The following is a 16,186-nucleotide window of genomic DNA, read 5'->3' on the forward strand; positions in this document are numbered from 1 at the left end:
GATGCATCAGGGCGGTGATGACCCGGGCTCGCACGGCACGAGGCCGCGGAACAACGCGCTCAAGCAGTTCTTCTGAACGGCTTGAGTCACGCCGTCCTCCATCGACAGTCGCGTGGGCTCGGCCAGTGCCCAGCCGAGCGGAGCCTGCACCTGCGGAGCGTTGTAGGGCGCGATCATCACGAAGCGGTGCCCCGTGCCGGATGTGGAGGTCAGCTCGGCCATCTGCACCGCGGCCTGCTGCTCCAGCGTGAGGGTCGAGCGAAGCGTCTCGGAGGCCCCCATGGCCTTGAGGGGAACCCACAGTTCCTTGGGACGCCCTGGAGAGACGGGCGCGGCTTGGCTGCGGTAGTGGTTCTCCAGGTAGATGACCCACGGCTCGATCGTGAGGGCGCCGAGCCCTGCCAGCTCCCCTTCAGAACGTCCCCCTGCCGCGTTGTGCTGCTCCACCTGCGGAGCGACCGAGTGCCAGATCTCCAGGAGCGCAGGGATGCCGGTGTTGTCCAGGTACCCGCCGTCCACCCCGTAGGTGACGTTCGTCGTCGCACTGGGCGGCTCTGTCACCGGGCAACGGCGCAGTGCGCCGGAGGGGGTGAGGTAGGGGAAACGGGCTGCCATCAGGGCCGCGGTGGAGGCGCGCATGCTGGCGACGCCGGAGACAGTGCACCCATCTCCGGGTTGGAGTCGCTGCACACCCTCGTGGTCCATCAAGCCTGCTCGACCATCGATGGACACCGCAATCGGACCCGCGGGAAATCCCTCGGTCGCGACGCCGCTTCGACAGGACCCCGCATCGGTGGGGAGTGCGCCCACGTTCGAGACCAGGACCCGGCAACCGTCGGTCACCGAGGAGGAGTTGAACACGATCGCGGGCCGGTGCGACGGCTCATCACCCTTCCACCACCCGGCGCCCAGCTCATCGATGGTCTGGGGCTGGTCCGCAGTCCCGAGCGGCCCGCTGCCAGCCGTGGTCCCCGCGGTCGCCTCCTCCCACGCGGTCTCCAGCACCTCGGCGCGGTCGGACCAGCCGTCGGCCGCGCCGACGAATGGCTGCGGCAGGTCCCGCAACAGCATGGCCGCGATGAGCTGCGCCAGCGGGCCGTCATCGGTAAGACGCCGCAATGGGTCGGAGCCGCGCGCGTCCTCCGTCGCACCCGGGACGTCTCCCAGCGTGACGGCGAGGCCCACTGCGCCGCCGGACACTCCGGACACAGCGAACAACGACTGCGGGCACAGCGGCCCGTCCTCGCCGAAGAGTTCGTCCATCGCGGTGCCGGTCCAGAAGGCTGCCTTGCCCCCACCGCCGGGAGCCGCCACCAGCACCAAGGGCACCGTGCCGTCCTTCAGGGCACACTGCGCGATCGTCGCCTCGTCCCACCCTGCCTGCCAGGCTGCGAACCGGTCGGCAAGCGTCGGGGCGGCAGCGGCACTGGCCTGCTCGACGCGGGCGTCGTGGTAGCCGGCAGTGAAGTTCAGGCTGCTCGCGACGAGCCAGCACAGCACAACGAGAAGCCCCCAGGGCGTGCGCCTGCCCAGCCCCAGGGCCTTCGTGACCGGCCACCAGAAGTGGTGGGACGCCCAACCGAGCAGCCCGGTGACGGTGGCGAAGAACGCAAAGGACACGGCCAGAACCCCAGTCGCCCCACCCCAAGCCAGCTGCGGGCGCATCGCCAACACCACCGCGGCGATGATGGTCCAGACTGCGACGGCCACACCGATGGCGGTGCACGCGCGCTTGACCACGGTGGACACCTGGCGACTGAGCGCCCACGTGAGCAGAACTGCCAGAGATGGAGCCACGAACGCGGCCGTCAGGACCCCAACAAGTAGAAGGACGACCGCCTTGTCGATGCCGTCGTCCCCGGTGAGCACCACGGGAGTGAAAGCTCGAACCAGCCCGAGGCCAAGTGCGAGCACGACGAGTGCTGCCAGCAGCCCGACAGCCCGCAGTCTCGGGTCATCCCAAGTAGATGGTGCGGAGCCCTCCTCGACGGCGGGGCGCGCGCGGCGCAGCGGGGCAACTACCTGACTGCGGTCGATGCGCTGCATGTACCGGACAACCCAGGCGAGCCCCAGGAGTGCGATCACCGTGATGAACGGCGCCGCAGGCTGCCAGAGCCGAATCGTGGCGAAGCCTTCGTCGACCCCGACCTGAACAGCCGCAAGGACCACCGACAGCACGCAGGCCCCGCCAACCACCCTGAGGGTGGCTCTTCGCCATCCAAGGTCTGTGGGCTTGGAGTCCTCCTCGTACCGGATCGACCACAGCCCGGCCACCACGACCGACAGCAGCAAGACCACCGCCAGCACGATGGAGACCAGCGCCTGACGGGGGTCTTCGAACTGTGAGCGAATGACGTCGGGAATCTGGTCCAGTGGCCCACCTGCCGGGAGTGCGACAACCAGGGCAAAGGCAACGACCACCCAGGTCAAGCCACCGGCCGCACCCACCGGGCGGGTCGGACCACCCAGCCTGTCCCACGACCCGCTGAGACTCACCTGCCCATTGACATCGGGCCTGAGGAATCCGACGAGGATGGCCAACAGGGCTGCGAACAACGCCACCCACTTCAGCAACGACAGCACACTGATCCACACGAACGGTTGACCGGCTGGGAACTCGCACGTCAACCCTCCACAGTCGAAGAGCCGACACGTCACGACGGTCTCGGCGACGTCCGCAACGGCATACGCGAGGGGCAGCACCCACACGGGAGCGGATGCCGCTCACTCGCCTGCGTCGCGATCCTCACCGCGAGCTTCTTGCCCTGTCTGGGCGTCAGGCCCAGAGCCTCGTGAGCCACCAGGACGTGCGTGCTCCGTGATGCGAGCGGAGCACCCTTGGACGTCGAGAGGGGGACGCCGGCCCGCACCCACAGATGCGTGGCCTGCCCACCGAGTGCGTGAGCACGGCGATGGTCGAGCCTCCCTTGGCCTGCATGGTCCAGGCGCAGCCCAATGACCTCGGCGATGCAACGACCTTCACGCTCGGGCTCAGCCCGGCCGATGCGAGGTCCACGTCGGCGCACGACAGCCGGTCGGGCGCCGCGCTGGGAGGTGAGCCAACGGCATCCACGACGGTTTCGGTCATCACGCGGGATGCCGCGGCGCCCATCCCAGAGAACGCACCTGTGCTGGCCGCCCACCACAGGAAGGCCAGGCCAACGGGTGCGAGGAGTGGTTTCAGGATGCCGCCCCGTTGCGTCCGCTTCTCGCGTCGCCGTGGCGTGGGGCGAGCCGGGCGAGCCGGGCGAGCCGGGCGAGTCGGGCGAGCCGGGCGAGTCGGCGGGCGGGATCGGGGTTTGCGGCTCGGCGTCGAGGCCCGCTGTGGCGCCCGGCGGTCCAGGTCGCGACCCATGGCCGCGAGCAGCTGCCAGTCGGTCGTCGTCGACGGGAACTCGGTGCGCACGAGAACGCCGAGTCGGCAGAGATCGGGGATACCGGCCGGTGGGCGGCTCTGGAGCCACCCGGCGAGCTTCCCCACCGGCACGACCCAGACGTTGCGCATCAGCCGCGGCTCCCCGAACTGTTCGGCACGCCTGCCGGACAGGGCGATCACGACGGTCACGCCGACCTGAGTGCGACGCGCCATCTCGGCGGCCATGGCGAACACGCCGTCGAACTGGCGATCCAAGGGGGTGTGGCGTCGTTCGCCTCCGGGCCCGCTGGTGTGCTTGAACACGCTGCCTTGGTGTTCGGACATCGTGCCGGCCCAGTTCTTGGAGTCGATGAGGAAGACCCCCGCAGGGCCGACGACGACGTGGTCGAGGTTGGTCTCCGCACGCCCGGGCATGAGCAGTCGGTCGTGCAGCACGAGCCATTCTGAGGGAAGGGCTGACAGTGCCTGGGCGACCCGGCGCTCCCCCAGCGCACCGGCCTCCCACGCGCCCGCCGACGACCGGCCGCGGGCGCGTAACTCCTTGGCCCGCTGGTCTGCGCTCCACCCCGACTCACCCACGGGGCCGGGGTCGTCGGCGCCCGGCGTGTTGACGTCGGGCTCGTCGGCGCCTTCCCCCACGCCCACCTCCACGCCGACTCGACCCCTGGAGCAGTCATGCTGCCAAAACGGCCACCTGGTGGTGGTGAACCGAACAGATCGGGCGCAGCTCCCGGCGCGCTTGGGATGGCAGTGCTAGCATTGCTGTCAGCGATTGGAGGTCGACAATGAGCACGTTGACGATCAGGCAACTCGACGAGCGCACGCACGCTCGGCTCCGTGGGCGTGCGGCTGAGCACGGGCGCTCCGTGGAGGCTGAGGTTCGGGCGATCCTGGACGCAGCGGTCAACGTTCCGGAGCGCAACTTCCTGCTCTCGTTGCGAGATGTTGTGGCAGATGTGGATGGGCTGGATCTGGAACTTCCGCCCCGAACCGACCAGCCACGGCCGGTGGACGTCTTGTGATCATCGCTGACACCAACGTGGTGTCGGAGTTCATGCGGGACACCCCAGACCCCGTCGTCATGGCGTGGGCTGGGACGCTCGCACCGGCCGAGCTGACGATCTGCGTGGTGACCGTGGAAGAGATCGAGCGTGGACTTGGCCGGTTGCCCGCCGGTCGTCGACGACAGGACCTCCAGAACCGATGGTCCGGCTTGGTTGACGCCTTCGCCGACGCCGTCGTGGTCTACGACCTCACCGCCGCCAGGCACACCGCGGCGATCTTGGTGGACGCTCAGGCGGCCAGGCGGCCGATGTCCTTGGCGGATGCTCAAATCGCCGGCATCTGCGTCGCCGGCGGCCACGAGCTGGCCACTCGCAACGTCGCCGACTTCTCCGCCACATCGGGGCTGACCCTCATCAACCCGTTCGGGCAGTAGCCAGCCTGCGAAGCGCGTAGCAGCCGGGCTGTCGCCAAGCCACGCGGTCCGCGCGAAAGGCTGACCGCGTGAACATCACGTTCGGGGGATTGAGCGCGCAGAGTCATTCATCCGAGCGCCGGACCCGCGTCAAGGCGGGAAGGCGCGACTCCCCGGCTCCCCTCAACCGGGTGCTTGCGCCCCGAAGCCTCAATCTTCGCGAGCGCCGCCGCCCCCAGGTCAACTCCGCACTGGTCGGCCAACCCCACGAGGTACACGAGCACGTCAGCCATCTCCTCCGACAACCGCGTGTGCAACGGCTCCTCCTGCGCCAGGTCGCGAGCGACATCCGCCGGCAACCACTGCAGCAGCTCGGCCAACTCCCCCACCTCGCCGACGAGAGCGAGCATCACCGACTTGGGGTCCTGGAACTGCTCCCAGTCACGCTCGGCGATGAAGGCGCGCGCGGCGTCCCGGATCTCGATCAGGTCTGACACACCGGTGAGTATGCCGCTCAACCCCCGACCGCGACCCACCAGCACTAGAGTCGCCACGGTAAGAGCGGCCCGACGGGCTTCCGTTTCAGGACAAGCCCCCACCCGCACGGTTCACTTCGTGCTGCCTGGGGTTCTGTTCTGTGACGTTGTACCGGCAATCGGTCGCTGGGTTCTCGCCTGTCGAGGCCCACCTTGCCGACCTCCTCGCCGAGCAGATGACCCTTCGCACCGGCCGCACACCCTCCACCGGCGAGTACCGGTCGTGGCAGCGCAGCATCCCCGCGCTGCGAGCCGACCTCCTCTCCGCGGGCCTTGGCGATGTTGAGATGCTCGTCGAGTACCAACTCCCCCTCACGAGCAAGCGGGCCGACGTCGTCCTCGCGGGCCGCCACCCGACAACCGGCGGGCCGTCGTACCTCGTCGTCGAGCTCAAGCAGTGGAGTCACGCCGAGCAGTTCGAGGACAGCGACTCCTTGGTCCGCATCGAGGAATACGGGTCGAGACCCGTCACCCACCCCGCCCTCCAGGTCCGCGACTACTGCGACTACCTCCTCGGTTTCACCGCCGTCCTCGCCGACGACCCCGAGTCTCTCGCGGGAGTCGCCTACCTGCACAACGCCACCGACTCCGGCGTCGAAGACCTCTTCCGCCTCCCCGGCGACCGACTGGGCTCGGTCTTCACGGGGCAGCGTCGCGGCGAGTTCCAGGAGTTCCTCAAGACCCGCTTCGCTCCGGGTGTGAGCGGGGCATCGGATGCCGACCGCCTCCTTGGCAGCCGCATCGCACCATCAAAGCAACTGCTCGCGGTCGCGGCCGAGGAGGTGCAGCGCCGCGAGATGTTCGTGCTGCTCGACGAGCAGCGCGACGCCTACAACTACGTGCTGCACGCGGTCGAGCGGGCTCGGCGCTCCAACACCAAGACCGCGGTGATCGTCTCTGGCGGCCCGGGGAGCGGCAAGAGCGTGATCGCGTTGTCCCTGCTCGGTGAGATGTCGAGGCAGGGTCGCACGGTCCTGCACGCCACCGGGTCGCGGTCGTTCACCCAGACCTTGCGCAAGGTCGCCGGCAAGCGGGCACCACGGGTGCAGAAGATGTTCCAGTACTTCAACTCGTTCGCGGGCGCCTTCCCCAACGACCTCGACGCCCTGATCCTCGACGAGGCACACCGCATCCGTGAGACCTCTGCCTCTCGCTGGACCCGGGCCGAGCACCGCACCGGCAAGCCGCAGGTGGAAGAACTGTTGGATGCTGCCCGCGTGCCGGTGTTCCTCCTCGACGAGTTCCAGGTCGTGCGCCCCGGCGAGAAGGGAACCACCGCTGATATCGAGGGGCACGCGGCCGCTCACGGCATCGAGGTCGTCAAGATCGACCTCGACGCCCAGTTCCGGTGTGGTGGGTCGCAGGAGTACGTGACCTGGGTCAAGCGCCTGCTCGAACTGGTGCCCGGCGGCACAGGCGGCACGGGCGACCAGATTGAATGGGCGGGCGACGAGCACTTCGACGTCGAGGTGGTCGACTCGCCGTACGAGATGGAGGCCTACCTCGCGACCAAGCTCGAGGGCGGCTACTCCGCGCGGATGGCGGCCGGGTACTGCTGGCCGTGGAGCGACCCACGACCCGATGGCTCGCTGGTCCCGGATGTCCGCATCGGCGAGTGGGCCAAGCCGTGGAACCTCAAGGGAGACCGCGCGATCGGCGGCGCCCCCGCTGCTGCGCTCTGGGCGACCGACCCCGCCGGCTTCGGCCAGGTCGGCTGTGTCTACACCGCCCAGGGCTTCGAGTACGACTACGCCGGAGTCATCCTCGGCCCCGACCTCGTGTGGCGCGACGGCAAGTGGGTCGCGGTTCGAGCTGCGAACAAGGACCCCGACTTCCGGAACCGCACGACGGTGAGCGACGCCGACTTCGACCGCCTCGTCCGCAACGTCTACAAGGTCCTGCTGACACGCGGCATGCGAGGCGTCGCGATCCTCTCCACCGACCACGAAACCCACGAGCGCCTGCAGAAGCTCGCAACGTAGCAACCGCTCAACGGCTTCCAACCGGAAGCTCGCCAACGACCAGCACCACACGGCCCGACCGGCTTCCGCTCTAGGACATGCCACCACCCGTGATCACACGGGAAGGGCCCTGCCCTCATGACGAGTTGGATCGTCGCCATTGCCAATACCCATCCTCAGCACTGGAAGATCGCTGCGCGCCACGGCTTCTGGGACATGACGAAGCGGGTGGACATACAACGCGGGGACACCGTGTACTTCTGGCTGACCAAGGGCAGCCTTGTCAGCAAGACCACCGCCACGAGCGACGCCGCGAAGATCTACAAGGCGGACGCACTGCCCTGGGAGGACTCCGGCGTCCGCTCGTACACCACCCGCTTCCACTTCGTGGTCGACTCGGACCAGCCGATCGCGCAGCCCTCGTGGACCGTCGTCGCGCGAAGTGCGGGCCCGGGCCGGACTGAACTTCGGGCCGCAGCGCATCGACTCGCCGGAGGGCGAGGCCTACCTTGCCGACCAGTTCCCATCGTCTTCAGTGCCCCCGGTCGACATCGAGATCGACGAGACCCTCCGCGTCGAGATCGACGAGACCCTCCGCGTCGAGGTCGAGAGCCTTCTCGGCGAGGACCTGCGTGAGCGAGCGCAGAGAACGATCGCACTGCGCCAAGGTCAGCCCGCCTTTCGCAATGCGCTCCTTACGGCCTATGAGTGGACGTGCTGCGTAACGGGGTACCGAACCGAATCAGTGCTTGAGGCCGCGCATATCTCTCCCTACAAGGGGCATCACACCAACGACGTGACCAACGGATTGCTCCTGCGTGCCGACATCCACACGCTCTTCGACCGATACCTGATCACTGTCACCACCGACCTCAAGGTCAAGGTTGCGCCCAGCCTCGCCGCCACGCCGTACATGGACCTCGACAGCCAACCCTTGGCGGTGGTGCCAGCGATGTACGTCCAACGCCCGGCAACAGCCTCGCTCGCGGCACACCTTCGGCTCTGTCACTGGTACGAGGACGAAGCGGTCGTGTCGTTATAGGAGGCCAGGGACCGTGACAGGTCTCAGGCCCCCGACCCCCGTGTCATGGGGACGACGGCTGAACTACTGCTCGAGGAAGACTGCGTATGCGATCTCGAGGAGATCGCTCGCCGGGCGCTCTCGCCGCACCGACGGCAGCACCATCAGCGGTTGCCCATGACGCTCTTGCAGCCCGTGCCGCAGCATCGGCCCATCGATTTCATCAAGCAAGTCCGACCTGATCTGCACAACGTAGTCCGGTCGCACCCCCAGGATGTGGGTGTCGAACGCAGCGTGATGAATCTTGCAGAGTGACAGGCCATTGCGAATGCCGGCCACTCCCGCCTCTTCTCGGTCTGGGACGATGTGGGCTGCGTCCAACAACTGGCGATGGCCGAGCGCGCACACTGCGCAGCGGGACTCGTACGCGCGCATCACGGTGGCGCGAAAGATCGGCTGGTGAAGCCGACGCTTGGTCTCGACGGTGACGTATCGCTTCAGCGCTTCCTCCAGGGCACCGTGTGGCTGGATCGCCCCATCAGTCACCGCGTCGACGATGAACTGTAGGTGTTCAGGCTCCTCCCCCACGATGTACACGGGAAAGGTCGGAAGATAGACCCCGGGGCCGACGCCGAAGAACCAAATCAGGGGCAGCTTGCGATCCATGGCCGCACGCAGTGCGCGGTTCTCGGGATGCTGTGGATCGGTGCCGCGGAACTTGTAGCGCATGAGGCCATCGGAGCCCCGGCCGTCCGCGTAAGGGCGCTCGGCACCGTCGGGCCGGTACACAGTGCGGAACGACAGCGCGGCGTCGAGGACCGCGGGCTTGCGAATCCCACGTTGCATGTCCATGAGCGGCAGAGGTGCGCCGCGGAACCTGAAGTCCTTGAGCTCCTCGGTGGTGAGGGGTTCAGCGCCGTCGTTGGTCCGCCGGCCCAGCCAGTCCATCGCTGCATGGCGTAGGTGTAGGTCCTCCGCTCGCCCCCATCCAACCGCCATGCGGACAGCTTGCCAGGCCCCACAAAGCTTGGCCGGACTACGCGCTCATGAATCGGCTATCCATGTGCCAGGCAACGGCATCGGAACTCGGCCGATCGACTTTGCGATCCGGGAGCGCAATCACTGCCCCCTGCTTGCTGTAGAACTCGTCGCCGTTGCCAAAGTCACTCCGACCCGACTCGTGCCACTTGACGGATAGGGCGCGGCGCTAGCGGCAAAGGTGCTGGTCAGGGCCTCGGTCGTGGTCGGGATGACACACCCCGGGGTCGGTAGTGTCGGGCTCGTGGTGTTCGTGCGGAAGTCCCCGGGTCGCACTGGGAGCACCAAGGTTCAAATCGCGGAGCGTCGTGCCGGCCGGGATGTCGTCCTTGAGCACGTGGGCACGGCCCGCAGCGAGGGCGAGTTGGCGGTGCTGATGGCTGAGGCCCGTCGACGACTGCGGCCCGGGCAGGAAGCGTTCGACCTGGACGGGGTGGGCCTGGAGCAGGAAGGCCTGCCGCAGCGGCCCGGAGTGATCACGGGCAAGCGGTCCGCGGTGCTCTGGCAGGTCCTGTCGAGCGTGTACGCGCGGCTGGGGTTCGACGTGGTGGGCGACGAGGCGTTCAAGCAGCTGGTGCTCGCCCGTATCGTGGAGCCCACGAGCAAGGCCGACTCGCTGCGGGTGCTCGACGAGCTCGGGGTGGTGCACGGGTCGCTGCGCACGATGTTCCGCTCCCTGGCCCGCGCCCAGGAGCGCGGCTACCGCGACACGGTCGCGTCCGCGTGCTTCGCCCACGCCTCCACCAGCGGGGACGTCTCGCTGTGCCTGTACGACGTGACCACGTTGTACTTCGAGGCCGAACACGAGGACGAGCTGCGCAAGGTCGGCTACTCCAAGGAACGCCGCGTGGACCCGCAGATCATTGTCGGGCTGCTGGTGGACCGGGCCGGGTTCCCGTTGGAGATCGGCTGCTGGGAGGGCAACAAGGCTGAGACGACCACGATGCTCCCGATCATCCGCCAGTTCCAGGCCCGGCACAGCATTCAGGCCATGGTCGTGGTCGCCGACGCCGGGATGCTGTCCGCGGGCAACCTCAAAGACCTGCACGAGGCCGGGCTGCGGTTCATCGTCGGCTCCAGGGCCACCAAGGCCCCGGCCGACCTGGCCTCGCACTTTCGCTGGCACGGGGACGCGTTCACCGACGCTCAGGTCATCGACACCATCACCCCGCGGGTGGCCACCACCACCGCGCGCGGTGTCAACGACGAGAAGAAGCGTGCCGAGCCGGTGTGGGACCCGGCCGTGCACGAACGGTCGTGGCGGGCGGTGTGGGCGTACTCGGCCAAACGCGCCGCCAGGGACGCCAAGACGCTGACGTTGCAGGAGAACCGCGCCAAAGCGGTGATCGCCAGGGAGAAGGCTGCCCGCACCCCGCGGTTCGTGACCGTCAAGAACGGCTCACGCAGCCTGGACGAGACCTCGCTGGCGCGGGCGCGTCGCGTGGTCGGGCTCAAGGGGTACGTCACCAACATCCCCGCGACGGTGATGCCCGCCGGTGAAGTCATCGCCAGCTACCACGAGCTGTGGCACGTCGAAGCGTCGTTCCGGATGAGCAAGAGCGACCTGCGAGCCCGCCCGATCTTCCACCACACCCGCGACGCGATCGAGGCCCACCTCACCATCGTGTTCGCCGCGCTGGCCGTCGCCCGCTACCTGCAGGACACCACGGGGATGAGCATCAAGAAGATCGTCAACACCCTGCGACCGCTGCAACACGTCACCGTCCGCATCGCCGGCCACGAACACCTCGCCCACGACCCGCTCACCCCAACGGCAGAAACGATCCTCGACGCACTCGACCTCCGCGCTCAGTGACACACCCCGGTGGCACGAGTCGGGCGCAATCACTGCCCCCTGCTTGCTGTAGAACTCGTCGCCGTTGCCAAAGTCACTCCGAAGACGAGGACTCACCCTGAGTCGGTGCCGCTCGTCGATTCCCAGATATCCACGATCAAAGAGGATGTGCACGTCGGATCGCAGAAGGAGGCCGTTGTCCACGCGATGTTGCCCGTTCTCAGCAACAGGCCGAATGTGCGCTGCTTGAAGCACCGGCTCCACTCGATTCCCCGTGATCGCGCACCGGCGGTGATACGACGTCAGGACAAGGGACTTGAAGGCCTGTTGCCCGACTCGCGGAACCGTGAGCACTGGCAGACCTCGTGTTGAGCCGAGGACTTCCAGGGGTCCGCCCTCCGCCCTGACGAACGAGTTCCCTAGGAGTTCCTGGAGACCTCCCTCGAGGGCAGAGCTGGAGGCCAACTGATACGTCTTGAAACGCACGATGCTCTTCGCGAAGTCTTCGGGGGCAGGGAGGGTCGAATGCTCCGGGGCGAAGAAGAGGTCGCGGAGCAGCACGCAGCCAATCTCCATCCGCGGATCGGGTTGCGCCTTGCGGTAGTGCGCGATCCGAGTCGTCAGCTCGCCGAGACTCGCTACTCCGTTTCCCTCTCCATGAATCTCCCAGGCCTCTTGGATGGTGAGGCGGGTGAACCCGCTGAAGAATCCACCGCCGACGAGTCTGTTGGCGGGCCAGTGCGTCTTGAAGAGAAAGGGTTCGCCGGTGGCCAGGGCGCCGAAGCCTGACTTTCCCGACGGCAGCCAGAAGTTGGCCTCAGTCAGGTGCGGTCTATCTCGAAGGAACGCCGCCCACTCGTTGTCGGTGACCCCCACCACGGCTTTCATGACCGGACCGTATGCCGGAACGCTCGCACGGTCAACGACGCTCGGCCGCAGCCAGTCCTATCCGATGAAACACAAACGGCTGAGGGCCCGAGCGCATTGCGCTCAGGCCCTCAGCCGTGGACCGTGCTGGGTCAGCTGCCAGTTCTCATCCAGTTGTCGTTCCAGTTCTCACTTCACTGTCACCAGCGAATCTAGCGGGTGCGTCTGCCGATGCGTCGCCGGGAGGCGCGTGTCGCTAAGCCGGTTCGGCTTGGGTGAGGGCGGGGGCGATCTTGTCCGCGATGGTGTCGATGCCGTCTTGGGCGGTGGTGAACCCGGCCAGGTCGGGAAGGATGCCGGAGTATTCCTTCACATCGTCGAACGTGACGCCGTGAAGCACAGGGATGAGGGTGGGCTTGTTGAGGAGCACGCCGAGCTCGCGCTGTGTCCAGAACCGTCCGGCGAGGTAGGCGGCGGTCAGGACCGCGATGCCGGCGCGGGCTTTCCGCAGCCCGGAGTCCATCTGTAGGGACTGGGACTTGCCGGGTTGGATCGCCACCGCGTCGATCCACACGCTGACGCCTCGTTCTTCGAGGGCTGCAGCGAGCGTCTTGGCGGTGTCCTCACCGTCGATTCGGGCGTAGCTGAGGAACACGTCGTACTCGCGGCCGTCGTCAAAGTTGATTGCGCCGTGAACCCGGTCTACCAGCGCCCGTTCCACGGGCTGATAGGTGACGGTTCTCGTTGACGGGCTGGACAGGCGACGGTTGATGTCCGCGATGACCTTCTGGTTGTGCTGTTCGGCTTTGCGGTTGTAGTCGTCCACGGCCTTCTTGTTCGCACGGTTCACCCGGTCGATCTCGCGACGGTTGTGCTGGTCAACTCTCCGGTTGTAGTCGTCCACCTTGCGCTTGTTCTCGCGATTCACCCGGTCCACTTCGCGTTGTATGTCCCGTTGTGCTTTGCGTGCCGCTTCTCGCAGTCGCCGGTTGTACTCGCTCGCGCTCATCGCCATGTCCCTGCCGCCGCCCTTCAATGCTGGCCGTTCACCGATACCAGGACCGTAGCCGCGACCTCTGACACAACTGAGTCAGGTTTCGCCGTGGGGAGGTTCCCTCGTCTGCGCACGGCCGTCCTCGACGGCATCGTCTCCGACTGGAGCAAGACGTTGGGCCGTTGCCTGACGGTTTGCGTCTGCCCACGCGTCCATACTGTCGGGGTTGTTTCGTACCCATTCGGCCACGTTCTGGCGTGCTTGGGCGTCCCCATCGGCGAACCCGCGCTGGTAGGCGGTAGTCGCGTCCACAACTTCCGGCACGGAGGTCCGCCGAGCATGATGCAGTCCGGCAGCCCAGCCCAAAGCGAACGACCCGAACGCGCCGGCCAGGATTCCTACGAGCAGCTCAACTGGCATGGGCGCCGTATCGGCCGGTGAGCGGGCGGGGTCACTGGTCAGCCCGGTTGGCCGTCGGCATCATCGGCGGGCGGGTCAGCCTCGTCCTGATCTCCCTCGTCGTCGGGTTCGAGGGGGCGGAGCATGTCTAGCCATTCATCGTCGGTCATTCCCGGTTCCCACGGTTCTCCAGCGACGAAGTGGAGCCACTGGTCCCGTTCCTCCCAGTTGAGGGCGTAGGGAAGGTTCGTTGGGCGCGGCTCGTCGAACCCGACCGGGACGTACGTGACGGTGCTGTCCGTCTCATGCCACGCGTGTTCTGCCCACCAGTAGTCCAGGTATTGCCCGCTGGGAATGGCGATGTGAGCCCCGTCCACGAGAATGTGCCTGCCGCCGTCCTCGTCGGTCCACGTGGTTGTGGGCTGTGGTCGTGGGCACGACCGGCATTGCTCCCAGCGGATGATCTCCCCCGTTTCACGGTTCCCTACGGTGTACACCTCGTGGACGTGTCCGCCGTCAGGGGGGACTGCTGCACGGATAGGTGACAACGACTCTGTGGTGCCGTGGGGTGCCACGGGAGAGGATGTGCACCATGCCCAAGCCGTACCCCAAGGAGTTCCGACAGAACGTGATCGAGGTGGCTCGCGCTCGTGAGGCAGGGACGACGTTGAAGGAGATCGCGACCGATTTCGGGATCTCGGAATCCTGCCTGACTAACTGGCTCGCCATCGCTGACCGGCAGGACGGGAACAAACCCGCCACGGCCGTGAGCGACTCTGGTGAGTTGCGCGAGGCCAAGCGTCGGATCCGGTTGCTCGAGCAAGAGAACGAGGTGCTACGCCGCGCAGCGGCGTACCTCTCGCAGGCGAACCTGCCGGGAAAATGATGTACCCGCTCGTCCGTGAGCTGGCCGCCCAGGAGACCCCGATCAGGGTTCCTGTGACGGTGACGTGCCGGGTGCTGAACCTTGCCAGAGCGCCGTACTACCGGTGGCTGGCCAACCCGGTGACCGACGCCGACTGGGTCGCGGCGCACCGCGCGAACGCGTTGTTCGACGCGCACCGTGACGACCCGGAGTTCGGGTACCGGCTGCTCGCGGACGAGGCCCGCGACGCCGGGCAGGACATGTGCGACCGCACCGCGTGGGCGATCTGCTCGGGCAACGCGTGGTGGAGCGTGTTCGGGAAGAAGCGCTCGAAGAAGGGCCGGCCCGGCCCGCCGGCGCACGATGACCGCGTCCAGCGTGACTTCACCGCGACCGGCCCGAACCAGCTGTGGCTGACCGACATCACGGAGCACCGCACCCGTGAGGGCAAGGTGTACATGTGCGCCGTCAAGGACGTGTGGTCCAACCGGCTCGTCGGGTACTCCATCAGCTCGCGGATGAAGGCCCGCCTGGCCGTGCAGGCGTTGGAACACGCCGTGGACACCCGCGCCCGAGCGGGCGTCGACGTGGCCGGGTGCATCGTCCACAGCGACAGAGGGTCCCAATTCCGGTCCCGCAAATACCTGCGCGCCCTGTCCCGGCACGACCTGCTCGGATCCATGGGCCAGGTCGGCTCGAGCGCGGACAACGCCGCCATGGAGAGCTGGTTCGCCCTGCTGCAGAAGAACGTCCTGGACCGCCACACCTGGGACACCCGCGACCAGCTGAAGCTGGCCATCGTCACCTGGACCGAACGGACCTACCACCGCCGACGACGCCAAGCCCGCCTCGGCAAGTTGACCCCCATCGAGTACGAGACCATCATGACCACACCGGCCACCCAGGCCGCGTGACCCAACCTGTCACCTATCCGTGCAGCAGTCCCGGGGCGGCTTCTTCTGGGGTTGCGTGGCCGAGCATGCGGGGCGTGTGTCCTATCGGTTTCGGGCGGGTCGGTGACCTGCGCCCGTCGACCATAGCGTCCTATATTTAGGACACACAAGGTCCGGTGTTCACCCCTCCACGCTCGCCAATCAGCCGCCACGCGTGCCCTGCCAAGTGAAACGCCGCGAGATACAGGTTCCCGTTGCGGACCATGTCCCCGCCCGCCGACATTTCCGCCAACACCGCTTCTTCCGCCGGAGGGGAAGGGGTCGCCAGCTCCTCATCACTCGGAGCCCGCGCCTCAGAGCCCCCGAACACCGACCAGATCAACCCATGAGCCGCAGCGGACCCCAACCGCCACATCGCAACGGCTTCACCGACGAGATCCGGGTCCGAGAACGCCGCCGCTGCCGCGTCCTTCACCATCTGGGTCGTGTTCAATGCGGCTCGTTCGTCCGAGGCCGTTCGCAGGCGATCCAGTTCTTTGAGGCGTTCAGTCACGTGCCGTTGCACGACTTCCAAGGCGCGGTCGTGCGTTCCCGGGAGCGGGGCCACGTCGTTGAGGAACTTCCGTTGCTCATCCATCACGTAGTGAGACACAATCCGGCTGCGTTCCAACCGACGCGACCGTTCGGCAGGAGCGAGGACCCACACCGCTTGCGCGGCGCCGATCAACGCGCCACGTCCAAGGGAGAGCTGCGCAAACGGCACCAACTCCGGCTTCCGACCCGGCGAAGGGTCCAAGTGGAGCCGCATCCCGTGCAGGTGCATGGTTGCCGAACCCAATCCAGCCCACGCAACCTGTGAGACTGGCATGGGAGGCCAGTCCAGGTCGTCGTCGGCGAGTTCGCTGCCGGCTGTTGGGCGGAAGTCGGAGCGGATTCGTTCGCGCCACCGGTCCAGTCGCGGCCACGTGGACCGGACCTTCTCGTACATGTCCCATTCAGCGTCCACGCGCCCGCCGCCTTCTGC

The 16,186-nt window shown here is 67.2% G+C and carries 14 protein-coding genes and 1 pseudogene; 7 read left to right on the forward strand and 8 right to left on the reverse strand.

Annotated elements, in window-relative coordinates; all coding sequences use genetic code 11:
• Positions 1-6: 6 nt before the first annotated feature.
• Positions 7-2,709 (reverse strand): hypothetical protein, encoded by a 2,703-nt coding sequence (locus tag C8E84_RS04685; RefSeq protein WP_159899915.1) that lies wholly within the window; start codon positions 2,707-2,709, stop codon positions 7-9.
• Positions 2,710-2,776: 67 nt separating this feature from the next.
• Positions 2,777-4,015, reverse strand: a complete 1,239-nt coding sequence (locus C8E84_RS17765) for a nuclease-related domain-containing protein (RefSeq protein ID WP_246196781.1) — start codon at positions 4,013-4,015, stop codon at positions 2,777-2,779.
• A 146-nt stretch (positions 4,016-4,161) separates the two neighbouring features.
• On the opposite strand from C8E84_RS17765, the gene C8E84_RS04700 reads away from it, so the two are divergent.
• Complete coding sequence (locus C8E84_RS04700) at positions 4,162-4,398, forward strand: FitA-like ribbon-helix-helix domain-containing protein (RefSeq protein WP_159899917.1); 237 nt, start codon at positions 4,162-4,164, stop codon at positions 4,396-4,398.
• Positions 4,395-4,814 (forward strand): type II toxin-antitoxin system VapC family toxin, encoded by a 420-nt coding sequence (locus C8E84_RS04705; RefSeq protein WP_159899919.1) that lies wholly within the window; start codon positions 4,395-4,397, stop codon positions 4,812-4,814. Before C8E84_RS04700 ends, C8E84_RS04705 begins: the two co-directional genes overlap by 4 nt.
• A 107-nt stretch (positions 4,815-4,921) precedes the next feature.
• Here the strand turns inward: C8E84_RS04705 and C8E84_RS04710 are convergent, their stop codons facing one another.
• Entirely contained in the window at positions 4,922-5,290 is a 369-nt protein-coding gene (locus C8E84_RS04710) for a nucleotide pyrophosphohydrolase (protein ID WP_159899921.1), read from the reverse strand.
• Positions 5,291-5,430: 140 nt separating this feature from the next.
• On the opposite strand from C8E84_RS04710, the gene C8E84_RS04715 reads away from it, so the two are divergent.
• Both C8E84_RS04715 and C8E84_RS04720 read left to right on the forward strand, forming a co-directional pair.
• A complete protein-coding gene (locus tag C8E84_RS04715) occupies positions 5,431-7,311 on the forward strand; it encodes a DUF2075 domain-containing protein (RefSeq protein ID WP_246196783.1) in 1,881 nt (626 codons plus the stop codon).
• 421 nt (positions 7,312-7,732) lie between these two features.
• Positions 7,733-8,332: an HNH endonuclease gene (locus C8E84_RS04720; RefSeq protein ID WP_211675399.1), complete on the forward strand. Its 600-nt coding sequence runs from the start codon at positions 7,733-7,735 to the stop codon at positions 8,330-8,332.
• Between the two features lie 63 nt (positions 8,333-8,395).
• On the opposite strand, the gene C8E84_RS04725 is transcribed toward C8E84_RS04720, so the two are convergent.
• Complete coding sequence (locus C8E84_RS04725; protein WP_159899925.1) at positions 8,396-9,259, reverse strand: HNH endonuclease; 864 nt, start codon at positions 9,257-9,259, stop codon at positions 8,396-8,398.
• 334 nt (positions 9,260-9,593) lie between these two features.
• Between C8E84_RS04725 and C8E84_RS04730 the strand changes: the two genes are divergently transcribed.
• Positions 9,594-11,165: an IS1634 family transposase gene (locus C8E84_RS04730; protein WP_159899927.1), complete on the forward strand. Its 1,572-nt coding sequence runs from the start codon at positions 9,594-9,596 to the stop codon at positions 11,163-11,165.
• Between the two features lie 126 nt (positions 11,166-11,291).
• Here the strand turns inward: C8E84_RS04730 and C8E84_RS18495 are convergent.
• Positions 11,292-11,720 (reverse strand): annotated as a pseudogene (locus tag C8E84_RS18495) (HNH endonuclease); the annotation flags it as partial.
• Between C8E84_RS18495 and C8E84_RS17770 the strand changes: the two are divergent.
• The gene (locus tag C8E84_RS17770) at positions 11,670-11,933 is read left to right on the forward strand and encodes a hypothetical protein (protein ID WP_211675829.1); all 264 of its coding nucleotides are present in this window, start codon (positions 11,670-11,672) and stop codon (positions 11,931-11,933) included. The pseudogene C8E84_RS18495 and the gene C8E84_RS17770 overlap by 51 nt on opposite strands.
• A gap of 334 nt (positions 11,934-12,267) precedes the next feature.
• Here C8E84_RS17770 and C8E84_RS04740 read toward each other — a convergent pair whose 3' ends face one another.
• Together C8E84_RS04740 and C8E84_RS04745 are read right to left on the reverse strand one after the other, a co-directional pair.
• Positions 12,268-13,020, reverse strand: a complete 753-nt coding sequence (locus C8E84_RS04740) for a toll/interleukin-1 receptor domain-containing protein (RefSeq protein ID WP_159899929.1) — start codon at positions 13,018-13,020, stop codon at positions 12,268-12,270.
• 443 nt (positions 13,021-13,463) lie between these two features.
• Positions 13,464-13,781 (reverse strand): hypothetical protein, encoded by a 318-nt coding sequence (locus tag C8E84_RS04745; protein ID WP_159899931.1) that lies wholly within the window; start codon positions 13,779-13,781, stop codon positions 13,464-13,466.
• Between the two features lie 215 nt (positions 13,782-13,996).
• Here C8E84_RS04745 and C8E84_RS04750 point away from each other — a divergent pair.
• A protein-coding gene (locus C8E84_RS04750; RefSeq protein WP_159899933.1) for an IS3 family transposase occupies positions 13,997-15,183 on the forward strand; the annotation gives its coding sequence in 2 pieces (ribosomal slippage) (positions 13,997-14,281 and positions 14,284-15,183; 1,185 coding nt in all).
• Between the two features lie 136 nt (positions 15,184-15,319).
• Here C8E84_RS04750 and C8E84_RS04755 read toward each other — a convergent pair.
• Complete coding sequence (locus C8E84_RS04755) at positions 15,320-16,168, reverse strand: hypothetical protein (RefSeq protein ID WP_159899935.1); 849 nt, start codon at positions 16,166-16,168, stop codon at positions 15,320-15,322.
• Positions 16,169-16,186: the final 18 nt, after the last annotated feature.

It is taken from the genome of Ornithinibacter aureus (assembly GCF_009858245.1).
In the GTDB taxonomy this organism is placed as follows: Bacteria; Actinomycetota; Actinomycetes; order Actinomycetales; family Dermatophilaceae; genus Fodinibacter; species Fodinibacter aureus.

What these genes read in the sequence shown, in the direction of transcription:
- C8E84_RS04725 (WP_159899925.1), bottom strand. Translation starts at nt 9,259, where the DNA reads ATGGACTGGCTGGGCCGGCGGACCAACGACGGCGCTGAACCCCTCACC.
- C8E84_RS17770 (WP_211675829.1), top strand. Translation starts at nt 11,670, where the DNA reads ATGCTCCGGGGCGAAGAAGAGGTCGCGGAGCAGCACGCAGCCAATCTC.
- C8E84_RS04700 (WP_159899917.1), top strand. Translation starts at nt 4,162, where the DNA reads ATGAGCACGTTGACGATCAGGCAACTCGACGAGCGCACGCACGCTCGG.
- C8E84_RS04740 (WP_159899929.1), bottom strand. Translation starts at nt 13,020, where the DNA reads ATGAGCGCGAGCGAGTACAACCGGCGACTGCGAGAAGCGGCACGCAAA.